General features: G+C 69.3%; 16 protein-coding genes. 10 read left to right on the top strand and 6 right to left on the bottom strand.

The window, feature by feature from the left end; genetic code table 11:
• Positions 1–114: 114 nt before the first annotated feature.
• Positions 115–696, bottom strand: coding sequence for an ABATE domain-containing protein (locus JAO81_RS08095; protein ID WP_199547102.1), 582 nt, complete (start codon positions 694–696; stop codon positions 115–117).
• 104 nt (positions 697–800) lie between these two features.
• Here JAO81_RS08095 and JAO81_RS08090 point away from each other — a divergent pair, with 104 nt between their 5' ends.
• Positions 801–1,973 carry an epoxide hydrolase family protein gene (locus JAO81_RS08090; RefSeq protein ID WP_199547101.1) on the top strand — a complete coding sequence of 391 codons (1,173 nt, stop codon included), beginning with the start codon at positions 801–803 and terminating at the stop codon, positions 1,971–1,973.
• Positions 1,974–2,007: 34 nt separating this feature from the next.
• Here the strand turns inward: JAO81_RS08090 and JAO81_RS08085 are convergent, their stop codons facing one another.
• A complete protein-coding gene (locus JAO81_RS08085) occupies positions 2,008–2,496 on the bottom strand; it encodes a peptidoglycan-binding protein (RefSeq protein ID WP_199547100.1) in 489 nt (162 codons plus the stop codon).
• A gap of 261 nt (positions 2,497–2,757) precedes the next feature.
• On the opposite strand from JAO81_RS08085, the gene JAO81_RS08080 reads away from it, so the two are divergent.
• Positions 2,758–3,726, top strand: coding sequence for a helix-turn-helix domain-containing protein (locus JAO81_RS08080; RefSeq protein ID WP_199547099.1), 969 nt, complete (start codon positions 2,758–2,760; stop codon positions 3,724–3,726).
• 100 nt (positions 3,727–3,826) lie between these two features.
• Here the strand turns inward: JAO81_RS08080 and JAO81_RS08075 are convergent, their stop codons facing one another.
• The 4 genes from JAO81_RS08075 to JAO81_RS08060 all read right to left on the bottom strand — a co-directional run bounded on the left by JAO81_RS08075 (position 3,827) and on the right by JAO81_RS08060 (position 8,353).
• On the bottom strand, positions 3,827–4,765 hold the full coding sequence (locus tag JAO81_RS08075; protein ID WP_199547098.1) for a TIGR01777 family oxidoreductase: 939 nt from the start codon (positions 4,763–4,765) through the stop codon (positions 3,827–3,829).
• An 82-nt stretch (positions 4,766–4,847) separates the two neighbouring features.
• Complete coding sequence (locus tag JAO81_RS08070) at positions 4,848–6,263, bottom strand: NarK family nitrate/nitrite MFS transporter (protein ID WP_199547097.1); 1,416 nt, start codon at positions 6,261–6,263, stop codon at positions 4,848–4,850.
• A 73-nt stretch (positions 6,264–6,336) separates the two neighbouring features.
• Positions 6,337–7,023: a VOC family protein gene (locus JAO81_RS08065; RefSeq protein WP_199547096.1), complete on the bottom strand. Its 687-nt coding sequence runs from the start codon at positions 7,021–7,023 to the stop codon at positions 6,337–6,339.
• Between the two features lie 124 nt (positions 7,024–7,147).
• Positions 7,148–8,353, bottom strand: coding sequence for a mandelate racemase/muconate lactonizing enzyme family protein (locus JAO81_RS08060; RefSeq protein ID WP_199547095.1), 1,206 nt, complete (start codon positions 8,351–8,353; stop codon positions 7,148–7,150).
• A 175-nt stretch (positions 8,354–8,528) separates the two neighbouring features.
• Here JAO81_RS08060 and JAO81_RS08055 point away from each other — a divergent pair, with 175 nt between their 5' ends.
• From JAO81_RS08055 to JAO81_RS08020, 8 genes are all read left to right on the top strand, one after another.
• Positions 8,529–9,638, top strand: coding sequence for a substrate-binding domain-containing protein (locus tag JAO81_RS08055; RefSeq protein WP_233415076.1), 1,110 nt, complete (start codon positions 8,529–8,531; stop codon positions 9,636–9,638).
• Positions 9,639–9,776: 138 nt separating this feature from the next.
• Positions 9,777–11,123 (top strand): sugar ABC transporter substrate-binding protein, encoded by a 1,347-nt coding sequence (locus JAO81_RS08050; protein ID WP_233415075.1) that lies wholly within the window; start codon positions 9,777–9,779, stop codon positions 11,121–11,123.
• A gap of 35 nt (positions 11,124–11,158) precedes the next feature.
• A complete protein-coding gene (locus tag JAO81_RS42330) occupies positions 11,159–12,100 on the top strand; it encodes a carbohydrate ABC transporter permease (protein WP_199547092.1) in 942 nt (313 codons plus the stop codon).
• Positions 12,093–12,959, top strand: coding sequence for a carbohydrate ABC transporter permease (locus JAO81_RS08040; protein WP_199547091.1), 867 nt, complete (start codon positions 12,093–12,095; stop codon positions 12,957–12,959). The genes JAO81_RS42330 and JAO81_RS08040 overlap by 8 nt, the downstream gene beginning before the upstream one ends.
• A 132-nt stretch (positions 12,960–13,091) precedes the next feature.
• Complete coding sequence (locus JAO81_RS08035; RefSeq protein ID WP_199547090.1) at positions 13,092–14,132, top strand: Gfo/Idh/MocA family protein; 1,041 nt, start codon at positions 13,092–13,094, stop codon at positions 14,130–14,132.
• Entirely contained in the window at positions 14,129–14,908 is a 780-nt protein-coding gene (locus JAO81_RS08030; RefSeq protein ID WP_199547089.1) for a sugar phosphate isomerase/epimerase, read from the top strand. The genes JAO81_RS08035 and JAO81_RS08030 overlap by 4 nt, the downstream gene beginning before the upstream one ends.
• A gap of 86 nt (positions 14,909–14,994) precedes the next feature.
• Entirely contained in the window at positions 14,995–15,906 is a 912-nt protein-coding gene (locus JAO81_RS08025) for a polysaccharide lyase (protein ID WP_233415074.1), read from the top strand.
• A 176-nt stretch (positions 15,907–16,082) separates the two neighbouring features.
• A complete protein-coding gene (locus JAO81_RS08020; RefSeq protein ID WP_199547087.1) occupies positions 16,083–17,378 on the top strand; it encodes a carbohydrate-binding protein in 1,296 nt (431 codons plus the stop codon).
• Positions 17,379–17,441 lie beyond the last annotated feature (63 nt).

The following is a 17,441-nucleotide window of genomic DNA, read 5'->3' as shown; positions in this document are numbered from 1 at the left end:
GCGGGGGGGAGAACACGCGCCGGGGGGCGGCGCCCCCCCCCCCCCCACCGAGGGGGGGTCGGTCCCGGCGCGTACGCACGACCGTCTTCGCTCCACGCAGGCTGCCCCGTGCGTCTAGTCCGAGCCTGCTGATCTGGAGCTCTTGCGCTGGTTGGCGTGGAAGCGTGCCTTCTTCTGGCGGTTCCCGCAAGTGTTCATGTCGCACCATTTGCGGGTGCGGCTCCGGCTGGTGTCGAAGAAGGCGGCTCGGCAGGTCGGCGAGGCGCACAAGGCCAGTCTTCCGTGGCGTGCGCCGGCGATGATGCTGATCGCGCCGGCGGCGACCACGCCGAGGGCGTCTTCCACGCGGGAAGTCGAGTTGAGCCGCCATTGCCGCTCGCCCTCGGGCGTCAGGATCGCCACGGCCCGGCCCTGGGCGCTGAAGTCGTTGATGACCTGGACGGCGGGCGCGGGGAGGGCGTCGTCGATCGCGGCCGCCGTCGCGGCGGCGTGGATCGACTCCCGTAGCTCCCGGGCGAGTTCGAGCTGCGCATCAGTGCAGGAATCCACTGCGAGGCCGCTCACCGCAAGCCAGTCGACGAGTCGCCGCGGTGTGGGAATGCGTTCCACCAAGTCGCCGTGACGCTCCGACAAAGTCCCCGTGAAGCTGGTCGCCAGCACGGTGCCGAGGCGGAAGTCAGGGAACTCGGGAGGCATGGAACCAGCTTAGCAGGTTCCATTGTGGTGCGACCGCATGGTAGAACCGTCTAAGCCGGTTCGCGATGGTTGGCGGCCGGTTCCGCGACGGCCGAGGAGGTCACATGCCCCGTCCCACCAGCGACGTGCAAGCATTTGAAGCCCGCGCGACGGATGCCGACCTCGAGGATCTGCGCGCGAGACTGGCGGCCGCGCGACTGCCGGAGGCCGAGACGGTCCATGGCGCCCCGCCGGGCCCTGGCCGATGGGACCAAGGCGTTCCGCTCGCCGACCTCGTCGAGGTCGTGGACTACTGGCGTACGGGGTACAACTGGCGGGCGTTCGAGGAGCGCCTCAACGGGATCGGCCAGTTCCGTACGGTCATCGACGGTCTGGGAATCCACTTCCTGCACCGCCGTTCCGCGCGCGCAGACGCCACCCCTCTTCTCATGACGCACGGCTGGCCGGATAGCGTCGCCCGGTTCATCGACGTGGTGGACGAGTTGGCGGATCCGAAAGACGCGGACGCGCCGGCGTTCCACGTCGTGGTCCCGTCGCTGCCGGGCTTCGGTTACAGCGACAAGCCGGCTACCACCGGGTGGGGAACGGAGAAGATCGCTGCCGCCTGGGTGGAGCTGATGGGGAGGCTCGGATACTCCAAGTTCGCGGCCCACGGCGGTGATTGGGGCGGAAACATCACCACGGTGCTCGCCGGAAGGTTCCCCGGGCACGTGCTCGGTATCCATTCGACGTTCGCGGAGGGACCGCCCGGCCTGAGCACGGACGGCCTGACGGCGGTCGAGCGTGAGTGGGCCGCGGACACCCGTGACTTCTGGCGCCACCGCGCCGCGTACGCGAAACAGCAGGCCACCCGGCCGCAGACCATCGGCTACTCGCTCGTCGACTCACCGGTCGGGCTTCTCGCCTGGATCCTCGACAAGTTCGCCGAATGGTCGGACACCGAGGACAGCCCGTTCGAGCGGATCTCCCGGGACCGCATCCTCGACGACGTCACCCTGTACTGGCTGACGCGGACCGGCGCATCGGCGGCCCGCATCTATTACGAGAGCCACAACTCACTGGACCCCGAACTCCGGGTCGACGTCCCGTCGGCACTCACCATGTATCCCCGCGACGTCGAGAAGTGCCCGCGCCCTTGGGCTCAGGAGCGCTACCGGCAGATCGTCCGATGGGCGGAGCCCGACAGCGGGGGGCATTTCCCGGCCCTTGAGGTTCCCGGGTATTTCGTCAAGGACCTGCAAGAGGGCCTCGCGGCAGTGCTGGCCGCGCAGCGGTGAACGCGGACCGGCGACCCGGCGAGGCCCTACCGGCTCAGCCGGCCCCGTCCCGCCTGGTGCACGTGTCCATGATCCGGTCGTTGCTCGGGTTGTGCCACGGAAACTTCAGGATGGCGGCGGTCCTCGTGCCGTAGATCCCGTCGTGCATGCTCGATTCCTGCGGGAAGATCTGAATCTGCACGCTCTCCAGCGCGAGTTCGGTGTCGCGCCCGTAGACGCCGTCGATATCGCCGGGGCCGAATGTTCCACCGCTGATGCCCTTGGTGGCGTTGTAGCAGTACACGAGCGCCGTCTGCAGTGCGGTGACCCCGGTGTTCTGCGTCCCCTTGTTCATGTAGCAGCTGACCGTGGTGGCCGACTTCGGGATCATCATGTAGTACGAGTAGGCGGCCCTCGGCTTCATCTCGACCTGGCGGGTGCACTTGGGCGTCGCGGCAGCTGCCGACGTCGGTGTCAGGGCCACCACGCCGACCGACAGCATGGTCGCGGAGAGAAGGCTTGACGCGAGTTTGCGAGTTCCCATGAACGATCCAACTTCCTTGAGCGGACTGGTCGCAGCACACCCGGTGATGTCCCTTTCTCCGGGTTCGCTTCTGGACCTTAAGGTCATCCTGGGCCCCGGACTTGGCCGTCCGTGCAGGGAACTTGGTCAGCAGTGCACGGCTTCAACTCGGCGCCGTATCAGGGGAGTAGGCCGGGCGGGCGCCCGGGAAGCCGTTGCGCGGTGGGAGAGATCACCGGCAGACTGAGGCAACGATCACCGAGCCGAACGAGGGTCTGCTGGATGAGCCCGGTCCTGGACACCGCGTTCATAGCGCCGCGAGACCGCGAGGAAGTGGTCCGGGACGCGGTGTGGGAATCCCTGGTGGCAGTCGACATCGACCACCGTCCCGCGGCCGAGGACATCTCCGTGCGCATCGGGCTCGGCGACATCGGCCCTCTCACGTTCTGTTCCGCGCGGGCGTCCGCGGTCACCGTCCGCCGTACGGAGCGGCTGGCCCGGCAGGATGAGGAGCCGGCGGTCTTCCTCGGCCTCCAGGTCACGGGCACCAGCCTGGTGGTGCAGAACGGCCGCGAGTGCGTGCTGCGGCCGGGGGAGTTGGCCGTCTACGAATCGATCTCTCCGTACACACTGCTCTTCGACGAGGGAGTCGACCACCACTTCCTGCGTTTCCCCCGCGCGTTGCTCGCGCTGCCCGACCGGCTGCTGCGGGACACCAGCACGGTCACCCTGGGATCCGACAACCCTCTTGCCGGACTCGCCTACACCTACTTCTCCCAACTGGCCGTCAGCGACCGGCTGCACCAGGCCGCGCACGCCCACAGCGTCGTCGAACCCAGCGTCGAACTCCTGCGCGCCCTCCTGACGACCCAGCACGGCGAGTCCAGCCTGACCGCGGCTCCGTTGGAGGCGACGCTCGGCCGGCGGATCACGCAGTACATACAGCGGCATCTGGCCGATCCGGATCTGTCGGCGGCGCGGATAGCCGCCGCGCATGACATCTCGGTACGGCACCTCTACGCCGTGCTCGCCCGCTCGGGAATCAGCCTCGGAGACTGGATCCGTACCCGCCGCCTGGCCGCATGCCGGCGGGAGCTCGCCGGTCCGAACGGGCGGCTGCGCACCATCGCGGCGATCGGGCGGAGCTGGGGCTTCACGGACGCGACCCACTTCAGCAAGGCGTTCAAACGCGCCTACGGAATCTCACCCCGGGCCTGGCGCGAGCAGAACCGCCCGGGCCCCTGCGCGTGAGGATCTGCGCAAACCGGCCCGTCGTGAGCCCTCCGCGAACCGGCCCGTCGTGAGCCCTCCGCAAACCGGCCCGTCGCGAGCCCTTTGCAAGCCGGTTCGTTCAGGCCCGCGCCCGTGCGGTCAGCTCCGCGGCCGCCGCACCCCACTCGGGCTGCTCGAACGTGAAGCCGGCGTCGAGCAGCCGACCGGGCGTCACCCGGCGGCTCTTGAGCAGCAGTTCGGTGTCCGAGCGCAGCGCGAACGCGCCGAGTTCCGCCATCGCCTTCGTTGCCGGCAGCCCGACCGGAATCCGCCAAGCGGTCCGCAGCTCCCGCATGAACTCCCGTTGGGGGAGCGGCGTCGGCGCGGCCAGGTTCACCGGACCGTCGATGTCCTCGCGCTCGACGAGAAACTCCACCGCGCGGACGAAGTCCCGCTCGTGGATCCACGACACGTACTGCCGCCCGCCCGCGACCGGCCCGCCGAGCCCGAGCCTGGCCATCCGCGACAGCACCGAGAACACACCGCCACGGTCAGGGCTCATCACCATGGCGGCGCGCAGCGCGACCTTCCGTGTGTACGGGGTCGCGGCCGCCTCCTGGGTCTGCTCCCAGCGCTTGGCGATCTCGACGCTGTACGCCCAGTAGTCCGGCACCCCGTCCTCGGCGCCGCCGATGAGGCCCCGTGCCTCGTCGTTGGCGGCATCGAAACGGTGGGCGTAGATCGTCGCCGTACTCATCTGCAGCCAGACCCGCGGCGGCCGTTCCGCGGCCGCGATCGCCTCACCGACCACCCGCGCCGAATCCACCCGGGAGTCCATCATCGCCCGCAGATTGGCCTCGGTGTAGCGGCAGCTCACGCTGCGGCCCGCCAGATTGATCACGATATCGCTGCCGTCGATCTCCTCGGCCCACGGTCCTGACGTCCGCCCGTCCCAGGCCACTTCATCCGGTCCGCCGGGACGCCGGCTGAGCACCACCACGTCATGGCCCGCCGCCTTGAGCGCCCGCCGCAGCATCGCGCCGACCTGCCCGGTTCCCCCTGGAATCACCACGCGCATGAAAACCCCCTCGGTGTCGGGCCGAGCCTAACCGAGAGGGTTGAACATGTTCAAAACCAGGGTGGGGTCATCTGCGTCCGGATCAGCTCGGCGCCTCGGCGCCCTTGCGGGCGTAGAACCACCAGCAGACCACCAGGCACGTCGCGTAGAACCCGATGAAGCACCACAGGGCGCTGGTCACGGGGAAGTTGGCGAACATCGCGGGGATGAAGAAGAAGCCGTACGCGGCGATCGCCGACGAGAAGCCCGTGACCGCACCGGCCTCCATCTCGGACTGCTTGAGCGCAGCCGCCTGGGCGTCCGGGCCCTTGCCCTCGGCGCTCTTGGAGTGCCAGTCGCGGAAGATCACCGGGATCTGGCGGAAGGTCGAGCCGTTGCCGATGCCCGAGAAGAAGAAGGCGCACAGGAAGCCCACGTAGAAGGTCCAGAAGCTGCCCTGGTCGCCGCTGTGCGGCAGGGCGAAGATCACCACGACCAGCGAGGCGGCCATGCCGACGAACGAAAGCAGGGTGACGCGTGCGCCACCGACCTTGTCGGAGAGCGATCCGCCGAGCCAGCGGGTGAGGGCGCCGATCGCGGGGCCGATCCAGGCGTATGTGGTGGCCTGGTAGCCCTGCGCCTGGAAGTTGTCCTTGATCAGCAGCGGCAGACCGGCGGCGAAACCGATGAAGGAGCCGAAGGTGCCGACGTAGAGCCAGGTCATCAGCCAGTTGTGCTTGCGCTTGAAGATGATCTTCTGCTGGCTGAAAGGCGCGGCGGCGACCTTGAGGTCGTTCATGAAGAACCACGCGAGCAGCGCCATGATCACGAGCAGCGGCACCCACAGGAACGCGCCGTTCTGCAGCCATACGTCGGTGTTCTTGGCGCTGTCGTGCTGCGGACCGCCCGCGGGGGCCCCGAGCACGGCGGCGGTGATGACCAGCGGGGCCACCAGCTGCACGATGGAGACGCCGAGGTTGCCCAGGCCGCCGTTGAGGCCGTTGGCGGAACCCTTCTCCTTCTTCGGGAAGAAGAAGCCGATATTCGCCATCGAGGAGGCGAAGTTGGCGCCGCCGATGCCGCAGACCGCGGCGATCAGCGCCAGCTCCCAGTAGGGCGTGCCCGTGTCCTGGAGGGCGAAGCCGAGCCACAGCATCGGTGCGACCAGGATGATCGTCGAGAAGGCGGTGAACTTCCGCTCGCCGAAGATCGGCCCGATGAACGTGTACAGGATGCGGAAGGTGCCGCCGGTGATGCCGGGGATCGCGGTCAGCCAGAACAGCTGCGACTTCGAGAAGCCGAAGCCCACGTCGTTGAGCTTGACCACCGTCACGGACCAGACCTGCCAGACGACGAAGCCCAGCATCAGGGCCGGGATCGAGATCCAGAGGTTGCGGTTGGCCACCTTGCGGCCGGTCGACGCCCAGAAGCCGGTGTCCTCGGGACGCCAGTCGCTGATCGTGGAGCCGGGCTTGTACGTGTCGGCCTCGATGACCTGGCCGGGGCTCGGGGTGCTCATTTCATTACGGTATGAGCGGGTTTGCCCAGGCGGTGTCCGGTGTCGGCTGAATGGGTGACGGGGCCGCGTCCCGTCAGCCGCGCCCGGTCGCGCAGGACACGCAGGCTTTGTTGCCCTCCGGGTCCGCCAGGACGGTGTACGACGGCGCCTCGGAGTCGTCCACCAGGGTGCCGCCCGCGGCCAGGGCGGCCGCGATGCGCTTTTCGACGACCTCGGGCGCCAGCCATACGTCCAGGTGCCAGCGCTGGCGCGGCGGCTCGTGCGGGGAGGTCTGCTGGAACCACATCGCGGGCAGACGGTTGAGCGGATCGAAGACCGAATCGTGGGAGGTGTTCGCCGCGTCGCCGGTGAGCAGCGCGGCCCAGAACGGGCCGGCGGCCGTGTGGTCGGCCGCGTCGAGGGCCAGCTCGACCTGGGTCAGGTCGGCGGGTGCGGCCCGCAGCAGGAACTTGGCGGCAAGTCCCGTGATCAGCCGTGCCAGTTCGAGATCCTTCGCCGTGATCCAGCGCCCGCCGGCGGGGTCGACCGTGTACAGGAAGAGGTCGACGCAGCCATGGCCCAGCCGGATCTCCGGCACCGGATGGCCGGCGGTCGCGGACACCTGGGCGACGGCCGAGACGAAGGAGGCGGCGACCGTCGGGTCCTTGCCCTCGGTCACATAGCGAGCCGCCAGTGGCTGGGCGAGCCGACGCCAGTCGCCCAACTCGTCCTGGATCGCGGACAGGACTTCCGGGGTGCTGAGAGCCTCCATGGCGCTCATGCTGTCAGCGTTGCCACCGCGGAGGCCAGGGCCGGATCGCACCTGCCTCGATCCACGGTCCCGGCCCCGCCCCGTACGACGGACACATCTACTCACCTGCTCCGCGCAAGCCAACGAGGTCGGCCTACCCCGCGGCTGTCGTGATCCGCCGCCGCAGGAGCCCGTCGAACGGATAGACCGCCTGTCCGCGTACCGCCTCCTCGTCCACCTCCACGCCGAGACCCGGCCCCGTCGGCACCGTGGCGACACCGTCGTGTACCTCCACCCCTGAGCCCGCGACATATGTGGACCGTATGAACTGGCGGCCGTTGAGGTCGGCCGGACGGTCCATGCCGAAGGCGGCGAACAGGTGCAGGGACGCCGCAAGGCCCAGGTCGGAGTCCGTGAGTCCGGAGCCCGCCAGGCCGATCCCGCAGTCCTGCGCCAGCGCGCACAACCGCCGGGACAGGTACAGCCCGCAGGTGCGCTGCACCTTGGCCACGGCGATGTCCAGCGCCTGCAGATGGACGAATGCGGCCAGGTCGCTGGGGTGGACCAGGCTCTCGTCCACCGCGATCGGGATCTCGCTGCGCTCACGCAGCCGGCGCAGGCCGAGCGGGTCGTTGGCCCGCAGCGGCTGTTCGAGCAGGTCGATGTCGTACGGCTGGAGGCGGCGGGACAGGTGCAGCGCCTGATTCACGGTGTAGCGCTGGTTGGCGTCCACCCACAGCGGTGCGGTGGGCGCGGCCATCCGTACGGCCTCCACGCGCCGGATGTCCTCGTCGAGGGGAGCCGTCCCGACCTTGATCTTGAACGCCCCGTATCCGGCGTCGAGCCCCTCGGCCACCTCGTCGGCCGCGGTGGGCGGATCCCCGGAGACGATCCACGCGAGCGGCACCCGGTCGATCTGCCGCTGGCCCCACAACTCCCCGATGGACAGGCCGAGAAGCCGGCCGACGAGATCGTGCAGGGCGAGATCGAGCGCGGCCTTGGCCAGCGGAGTGCCGGTCGTGTAGCCGGGGTTGATGGCCCGGTCGAAGACGCGGTGGGCGCCGGCGATGTCCCACACCGGCCGGTTCAGGAGCGGCGGACCGAGATAGCGCTCGATGGTCGCCACGATGCTCTCGACCGTCTCGTATGTCCAGGTGGGGGCCGGGGTCGCCTCGCCCCAGCCGACGGCGCCGCCCGCGCCGATACGGACCAGGACGCGCGGGTGCGTCCCGCCCCGCCGCGTCACCACCCCGCCGGAGATCACAAAGTCCCGCAGGGTGGGCAGAGGCAGCACAAAACACTCGATGCTTTCGATGACCAGCCCCTGCAATGCGCTGGCGGGCGTGGCTATGGAGGTCAACAGTCCTCCTTCTTCGAGGAATGAATACATTCCCTGTTTTGGCAGGTCAGAAGCGGTGTCAGGACGCAGAGAACCATGAAAGGAATTAGTCCACAAGCATTGACGGCCAAGAAATGGCTGGTGCATCATCCCGGCCATGACAGCAAGCAGTGAGCGGAATTCATTCTCCAAAGGAATGAAATCTGAGGTCGTCGCGGAGGCGCTGCGCCAACGGATCTCCGACGAAGGCTGGGGGATCGGCACCAAGCTGCCCACCGAGCCGGAGCTGGCGGAGTCCTACGCCGTGGGACTCAACACCGTGCGACGCGCGGTGGGCGTCCTGGTGGACGAGGGGGTCGTGGTGCGCCGACAGGGCTCGGGCACGTATCTGGCGAGCCTGCCGCCCACGCCGCGACGGCGGCTGCTCGGTGTCCTCGTCCCGTCGACGTCGTACTACTACCCGCAGGTCATCGAGGGGATCGAACGGGCGGCGACCGCCGCGGGCGCCGGCGTGATCCTGGCCAGCTCCGAGAACCGCCTTGCCCTGGAGGCGGAGCAGACCCGACGGCTCCTCGACAACGGCGTCGACGGACTGATCCTGGTGCCCAACCTGAACCTCGCGGACGATCCGCAGGCACACGTGGACGCCCTGCACCGGCTGCCCGTCCCCTACGTCCTGGTCGAGCGCCGCCCGCCCGCCCCGGCTCCTGATGACCCCACGTCGTACGTGGCCACCCACCACTTGGGCGGCGTCTACGCGGCGATGCGGCATCTCACCTCGCTCGGCCACACCCGGATCGGCTACCTGGGCCGGCTGCGCACCGGCACCGCCGCCGTGATCACCGAGGGCTACGAACTCGCCGCCGCGGCCCTCGGTGTGGACCCCGTGCCCGAAGCGGTCGTCCAGCGCGTGGAGTGGTCGAGCGAGGAGATCCAGGCGTATGCGGCCATGTGCCGCGGCAGTGGCGTCACCGCAGTGTTCTGTCACGGCGACCGGGACGCGGTGATGCTCCTGGGCCACGCCAGGCGGCTCGGCATGCGGGTGCCGCAGGACCTCGCGGTCGTCGCCTACGACGATGACATCGCGGAGTTCGGCGATCCCGCCCTCACCGCGGTGGCACCGCCCAAGGCCGATATCGGCACGCTGGCGGCCGAGTTCCTGCTGCAGCGCATCACCAAGGGACCGGAGATCCCGGCCCGCCGTCTCGAACTCCAGCCCCGCCTCGTCGTACGGGCCTCGTGCGGCGGATCGGACCACGCCGCCGAACACAACCACCGGGCAGGCCCCGTCGCCGCGACCGCCTGACGCGAGCGCCCGCCAGGACCGACGGTCCACACACCAGCTCCGAACGACGGTCCACACACACCAGCCCCGACCGACGGTCCGCCACCGGACCGCACCCGTCCCGCCCCGGGACCCGCTGAGCAGAGAGGCTCATCAGCCATGCCCATCCGCAGCACAACCATGCCCATACGCAGGGCAGTTCGCACCAGAACGGCCGCATCCGTCCTCGCGCTGACGATGGCGCTCGCCGCGACCGCCTGCGGCGGTGAATCCGGCGGGGCCGCCGACGGAAAGACGACGATCACCCTCGGCTACTACGCGGAGGCAGGCGGACCTGCCGACGGCACCATGCGCAAGCTGGTCAAGGAGTTCGAGAAGGCCAATCCGACGATTCGCGTGAAGATCGAGTCGGCCGATTACGACAAGTTCCACACCCGGTTGCGCACCCAGCTCGCCGGCCGCAAGGCGCCCGATGTGTGGCTGTCGGACGGCGTGCTCGTCCAGGAGTTCGCGGGCCGGGGCAGCCTGCGCGACCTCAGCGGTTACGCGTCGAAGCTGAACGCCGACGACTACCTGGGCGTCGACCTGATCAAGAAGGGCGATCCGAAGGGCCGCCTGTACGGCTTCCCGCAAGGAGCCCAGTCCACCGCGCTGTTCTACAACAAGAAGCTGTTCAAGGACGCCGGTGTCGCGGAGCCGACCGCCGACTGGACGTACGACGATCTGCTGGCCGCGGCGAAGAAGCTGACCAAGGACACCAATGGCGACGGCAAGCCGGACGTCTACGGCTTCCGCTCCTACTCGCCGAGCTTCGTCGAGAGCTGGTGGCCGATGGTCGGGGCCTTCGGCGGCGAGGTTCTCGGCGACGACGGCAAGGTCGCGATCGACAGCCCGCAGAGCCGCGAGGCGTTCGACTGGATGCTCAAGACGATGTACGAGGACAAGGTCGCCCCCGACCCGGTGACGACCGAGGCCCTGGGCAAGTCCCAGACGCTGTTCCCCAGCAGCGTGGTGGCGATGCAGTTCGGCATCTACGCCCGGATCCAGACCGCCAACCAGGGCAAGGCCGACTTCGGAGTGGCCCCGCTGCCCAAGGGACCGGGCGGACAGCGCGGTGATCTCGCCAATATCAACGCCTGGGTGATCAACCGGGCCGCGCCCGACGCCCGCGCCGAAGCCGCCTGGAAATGGATCGAGTTCTTCTCCGGCGAGAAGCCGCAGTCCGACTGGACCGCGATCGGCGAGGCGATCCCGATCAACAAGAAGGTCACGCAGACGCCCGCCTTCCTGAGCCCCGAGACCCCGCCCGCCGACCGCAAGGTGTTCCTCGACTCCCTGGCAGGCGCCGACGACTTGGGCCTGAACCCGGTGTGGAGCGAGTACACCACGGCGCTCGCCGAGGCTGTCACCGGTGCGCTGAACAAGGAGTCCTCCGTCCCCGACGCCCTCAAGACGGGGCAGGACGAGGCGCAGTCCGCCATCGACCGCTTCCGGCCCGCCGGATGACGCCCGTCGCCACCGAGCAGGGGAGGAGTCGTGACGTGGCGGGCGCACCCCGCAAGACCCTGCGTACACCCCGTCGCGCTCCTCGCCCGGACCGCGCCGCACGCTCCGCGCGACGCGTCGAACGCCGCTGGGCGATGCTGTTCGCCACTCCGTACCTGGCCCATCTCGTCCTGCTGACGGCCTGGCCGGTCCTGGCCCTCGCCTACCTGGGCTTCACCGACTACGACACCGTGTCCTCGCCCCGCTGGACCGGACTGGACAACTACTCCCGGCTCCTCGGGGACGAGGCGTTCTGGACGAGCCTGCTCAACACCGGGTACTTCGCGCTGATCTTCGTACCGCTGCAGACGGTGGTGGCGCTGGCCCTGGCCGTCGCGCTGAACCAGAAGCTGCGGTTCATGCCGCTCCTTCGCGGCGCGTACTTCGTGCCCGTCGTGTCGTCCTGGGTGGTGATGGCGTACGTCGCCGACGCGGTGTTCAACCCCCGCCTCGGCAGCGCGAACGCGGTCCTCGACTGGTTCGGTATCGACCCGCTGACCTGGCTGGACAGTCCCGTGCTGGTGATCCCGACGCTGGCGCTGATCGCGGTGTGGAAGGGCGCCGGCTACATGATGGTGCTGTTCCTCGCGGCCCTGCAGGCGATCCCGCAGGAGCGGTACGAGGCGGCCCGGGTCGACGGTGCCGGCGCCTGGGGCCGGTTCCGGCACATCACCGTGCCGGGCGTCTCCGGGACGACGTTCCTCGTGCTCGTCCTGTCCACCATCACCACCCTGCAGGCCTTCGAGCAGGTCTTCGTGATGACGGGCGGCGGTCCCGGCGACGCGAGCGAGCTGACGGTTCTCTACATGTACCGGCAGGGCTTCGAGTACTTCCAGATGGGCTACGCGGCGGCGATCGCCTGGGTGCTGTTCGCGGTGATCCTCGTGCTCACCCTGATCCAACTGCGGCTCCAGAAGCGGTGGGTGCACTATGCCTGAGGCCCTCGTCCAACGCCCCCGCGTCCGGCCGCGGACACGGAACCGGTACGGGCGGGCTGCCGCCTACCTCTTCGTCGGATCCGGCGCCCTGCTCATGGTGCTGCCGTTCCTGGCGGCGCTGTTCAACTCCCTGAAGTCGCACGCGCAGTACATCGAGGTGCCGCCGGTCATCCTGCCGGACCCGCCGCAGTGGTCGAACTACTCGGAGGTGTGGGACCGCGCGCCGTTCGGCACGTACGCCCTCAACAGCTTCGTCATCGCGACGGCGGCCACTGTCGGCAATGTGCTCAGCAGCGCGATGGTCGGCCATGCGCTGGCCCGGATGCGGCTGCCCGCACGCGGCGCGCTCCTGACGGCGGCACTGGGGACGCTGATGCTGCCCACGGTGGTCACCATCATCCCGTCGTTCCTGATGTTCCGGGAGTTCGGCTGGCTGGACACGTTCCTGCCGCTGATCGTGCCCTTCTGGCTGGCGACACCGTTCGGGATCTTCCTGATGCGGCAGTCGTTCCTGGCGATCCCTCAGGACTTCCAGGAGGCGGCCACCCTCGACGGCGCCGGACCCTGGCGGATCTTCACGCGGATCCACCTGCCGCTGGTCAAACCGGCGTTGGCGACCCTGAGCGTGTTCACGTTCATGGCGTCCTGGGGCGCCGTCCTCGAGCCGACGGTGTACCTGACCTCGCCCGACAAGCTGACCCTGCCCCTCGGAGTGATGGGACTGCGCGGCCAGTTCGTCGGCAACGACCAGCTGGTGACCGCCGCGGCGCTGATGTCACTGGTGCCGATCCTCGTCCTCTTCGTCGTCGCCCAGCGCTATTTCGTACGCGGAGCCATGTCGGCCGGGGTGAAGGGCTGACCGAGTTGCGGCCGGACGCCGGACGCAGAGAACCACCGCCAGCAGAGAACCAGCACGCGCGAAGAACCATCACCCGCGAAGAACCATCACCCGCGAAGAACCACCACCCGCAAAGAACCCAAGGAGTCATCGGTGCGAACCAACGAGCCCGGATTCAGGCTCGGCATCATCGGCACAGGCATCGTCGGCGCGCTGCACGTCCAGGCGGCGCGTGCGCTGCCCGGCGTCACGGTGGCCGCCGTCTGCGACATCAGGGCCGACGCGGCCCGCGCGATGGCGCAGCGGGCCGGCGCCGCCGCGTACACCCGCCACGAGGACATGCTCGCCCGGGAACCGCTCGACGGCGTGATCATCACCGCGCCGCACGCCCTGCACGCGCAGATGACGCTCGCCGCGGCGGCGGCCGGGGTGCACGTCCTGGTGGAGAAGCCGATGGCGACCTCCGTCGCGGACTGCACGGCGATGATCGAGGCCTGTGACGCGGCAGGCGTGCTGCTCGCGGTCGGGCACGTCGTGCGCTTCGGCGCCGGGGCCCGCCGCGCGGAGGCGATCCTGCGCTCCGGCGAGCTCGGCCCGGTGCGCGCCATCGACCACCGGCGCACCTCGCACTACGCCAAGGGCTCGCGCCCCGACTGGTTCTTCGACCCCGTGATGGCGGGCGGCGGCATCGTGATGAATGTCGGTGCCCACGGCCTCGACCGCATCCAGTGGCTGGCCGGGAGCGCCGCCGAGTCCGTGCACGCGCACACATGGAGCCGTGGCGGTCTGGAGATCGAGACGGACGCGGTGGGCCTGGTCGACCTGGCCAACGGGGTGAAGGCGAGCTTCCACCTCACCAGTGCTCCGGTCCCGTACACCGACGAGACCGTGGTGCTGTGCGAGCGGGGCTCGCTGCGCTGGTCGGCGCCCGAAGGCAGCTGGGTGAGCCGCGGCGCGGCGGAGACCCCACTCGCCCCGCCCGACGAGGAGCCGGCGGACGCCTTCACGGCCCAGCTCGCGGACTTCACCGACGCCTGCCGCACCGGACGGCCGCCCGTCGTGGACGGCCGCTACGGGCGCTCGGTCGTGGCGACGGTGCTGGCCGTGTACGAGTCAGCACTGAGCGGCCGGCCCGAGTCCGTGACCGGCGGACCGCATTCACTCCCCGGCGGTCTCCTACGGAACTCCGCATGAGCCGCCTCGCGTTCAGCACCCTCGGCTGCCCGGGCGCCCCCGTGGAGCAGGTGATCGAACTGGCCCGCCGGCACAACTGCGGAGGCGTCGAACTGCGCTGCGCCGACGGTGAGATCCTGCCGCCCGACGTCACCCAGGAGCATGCCGCGACCGTGGGCCGACAGCTCGCCGATGCGGGCATCGACGTCATCTGTCTCGCCTCCTACGTCCAGGTCGGCGCCCGCGCCGGCGATACGGGTGAAGTCCTGCTCCGGCACCTGGAGTTGACTCGTGCGGTGGGCGCCCCGTACCTGCGGGTCTTCGGCGGGGACCCGGAGGACCCCGATACCGCCGACCGTGCCGTCGAACGGCTCGCCGGGGCCACCGAGTCCGCCGCGGACACCGGCGTACGGATCCTGCTCGAGACCCACGACGCCTTCCTCACCGGCCGTGCGGTCGCCGACGTCCTGCACCGGGCCGGCAACCCACCGCAGCTGCGCGCCCTTTGGGACGTGGTCAACCCGTGGCGGGCCGGTGAGTCCCTGGCCGACACCGCTGCCGCGCTGACCGGGCTGCTCACCCACGTACAGCTGAAGGACGTCGCCTCACCGCAGGACCTGACCCCCGTCCTGCCGTCGTCGGGTGCCGTGCCGCTCGGGGAGTTCCGCCGGCTGCTCGACGAGATCGGCTACCGCGGCTGGTTCTCCCTCGAATGGGAGGCCGCCTGGTATCCGCAGGCGGCACCGCTCGATCAGGCACTCGCCGCCTTCCGCTCCCTGATGGACGACACCCCCTGAGCCCCCGCCCAGTACCCCCTGAGCCCTCCGCCCAGCACGCCGTACGCCCTATGCCCCACCACCAACAACCGGAAGCGAGGCACACGTTGAACCGCAGGAAACTGACCCTCACCACCGCCATGGCCGCGGCCCTGCTCGCCCCCGCGATGCTGTACCCGCAGCTCGCGTCGGGCACCACCGCGGAGGCCGGGGGCAAGCCCGGCACCCACCTGACCAACTCCTTCGAGCAGCCGCCCGCGGGAGGCCCGTACACGCTCGACGAATGGGCGAAGGAAGGGTTCACCGCACCCTGGCAGCAGGGCATGGACACCCGGACCGTGGTCGACGACACGGAACCCGCCCACAGCGGCGACAAGTCGCTGCGCGTCCTCTACCCGGAAGGCAAGATCGGCCCGGAGGACTCCGGCGCCCAGGCACCGTTCCGACTCGACAAGGCGCGGCAGTACTACGTGTCCCAGTGGGTCAAGTTCGACGAGAACTTCAGCTGGGGGACGGTGTACAACGCCGGCAAGGTCGGCATCGGCCTCGCGGGCGGCGCCTCCTGTTCCGGCGGGCAGGTCTGCGACGGCACCAACGGCTTCAGCTCCCGCTTCATCTGGCGGCTCAACACCGGTGAAGCGGCGCTGTACTACTACCACATGGGCCACGAAGGCCAGTACGGCGACTACGTCACGCTGCGGCAGAACGGCGAGACCGTCCACTGGCCCAAGGGGGAGTGGGTCAACGTCGTCCAGCGGGTCAGGGTCAACACCGTCACCGACGGACAGGCCAATCCCGACGGCGTGATCGAAATCTTCTACAACGGCAAGCCTGCGGCCAAGGTGACCGGCCTGCGCTTCGTCACCAACGACGACAAGGTCGACCGGGCCTACTTCTCCAGCTTCGCCGGCGGCGCCACCTGGGAGTTCGCGCCGCAGAACGACAGCTACATCTGGTACGACGACATCACGATCTCCACCAACCGGGCGGACATACCCGAGCTCAAGGGCCGTCCCTGACCGTCCCGTTCGCCGCGCGGGGAGATCGGCCACCACGCCTGCCGCGCCGCCCGTCTCCCCGCAGGGCCGACTCCGGAAGGAGGTCCCCGCACCACCGCACCGTCCCTGCAGTGGTAACAGCTTCGGAAGCGGAGTGATCCATGAGAACGACGATGAGAACGACGATGAGAACGACGATGCTCAGAAAGGCAGCACTGCTCGCCACGCTCCTGGCCACCCTCGTCGCCGGCACCGCCTCGGCCGAGGACCCCGCGCCGCCCGGCGGCACCTCGACCGCGGCCGCCTCGCCCTCCTTCAGGTACAACACCTTCGAACGCCCGGAACGGGGCAGCGCGTACGGCCTCGGCCAGTGGTCCCAGGACGGCTGGTACGCCCCCTGGGAGGAGGGCATGAGCACGCGCACCTGGATCGACGGCTACAACTTCCACCACTCGGGCGGGAAATCGCTGCGGGTGTTCTACCCGAAGGGCAAGATCGGACCGGCCGACTCGGGCGCGCAGGCACCCCTGCAGCTCACCCCGGGCCGCGAGTACTACCTCTCGTACTGGGTTCGCTTCAGCAGCGACTTCAGCTGGGGCACCACCGAGTACGCCGGGAAGGTCGGCATCGGTCTGGCGGGTGGCGCCTCGTGCTCCGGCGGGCAGGTCTGCGACGGCTACAACGGCTTCAGCTCGCGGATGATCTGGCGCTCCGGCGGCAAGGCGGCGATCTACTACTACCACATGGGCCACGAGGGCCAGTACGGCGATTTCGCCGACCTGAAGGACGCCTCGGGGAACCTCATCAACTGGCCCCGCGGCCAGTGGGTCAACATCGTCCAGCGCCTGAAGGTCAACACCGTCAGCGGCAGCAACGCCAACCCCGACGGCGAGATCGACATCTGGTACAACGGCGCCCAGGCGGCCACGATCCGTGGGCTGCGCTTCGTCCGCAACGGCGACCTGGTGGACCGCGCGTACTTCTCGTCCTTCTTCGGCGGAGCCACCCCCTCGTTCGCCCCCACGAACGACTCGTACATCTGGTACGACGACCTGAAGGTGTCCACGCAGCGCTCGGACGTGTGCGAACTCGCCTCCGGCGGCTGCCACTCCCGCACTTTCCAGGCGGAGAACTACTCGGCGATGAAGGGCGTCGCGAAGAAGACGACATCCGACGCGGGCGGCGGGCAGGCGGTCGGCAGCTTCGACAGCACCGACTGGATCGCCTTCCAGAACGTCGCGGTCCCGAAGGCCGGCCGCTATCTCGTCGAGTACCGGGTCGCCTCACCGAACAACGGCGGCGCCCTCTCCCTCGACCTCGGCGGCGGGGCCACCCCGCTCGGCAATGTCTCCGTACCCAACACAGGGAGCTATGACAGTTACCGCACCATCTCCCGTGAAGTGGAACTCCCCGCAGGAACACACCAGTTCGGCCTGTACGCCGTGACCGGCGGCTTCGACCTCAACTGGTGGAAGATCACCCAGATCTCCTGACCGGTTCCTGAGCCGGCGCCAGGGGCGAGGGGGCCTCCGGGAGGGGTGGCCCTCGGTCGGTGC

The organism is Streptomyces sp. N35, assembly GCF_016464295.1.
Classification (GTDB): domain Bacteria; phylum Actinomycetota; class Actinomycetes; order Streptomycetales; family Streptomycetaceae; genus Streptomyces.
Note: the sequence above shows the minus strand (reverse complement) of the source record. Positions and strands in the feature narration are given on the sequence as shown.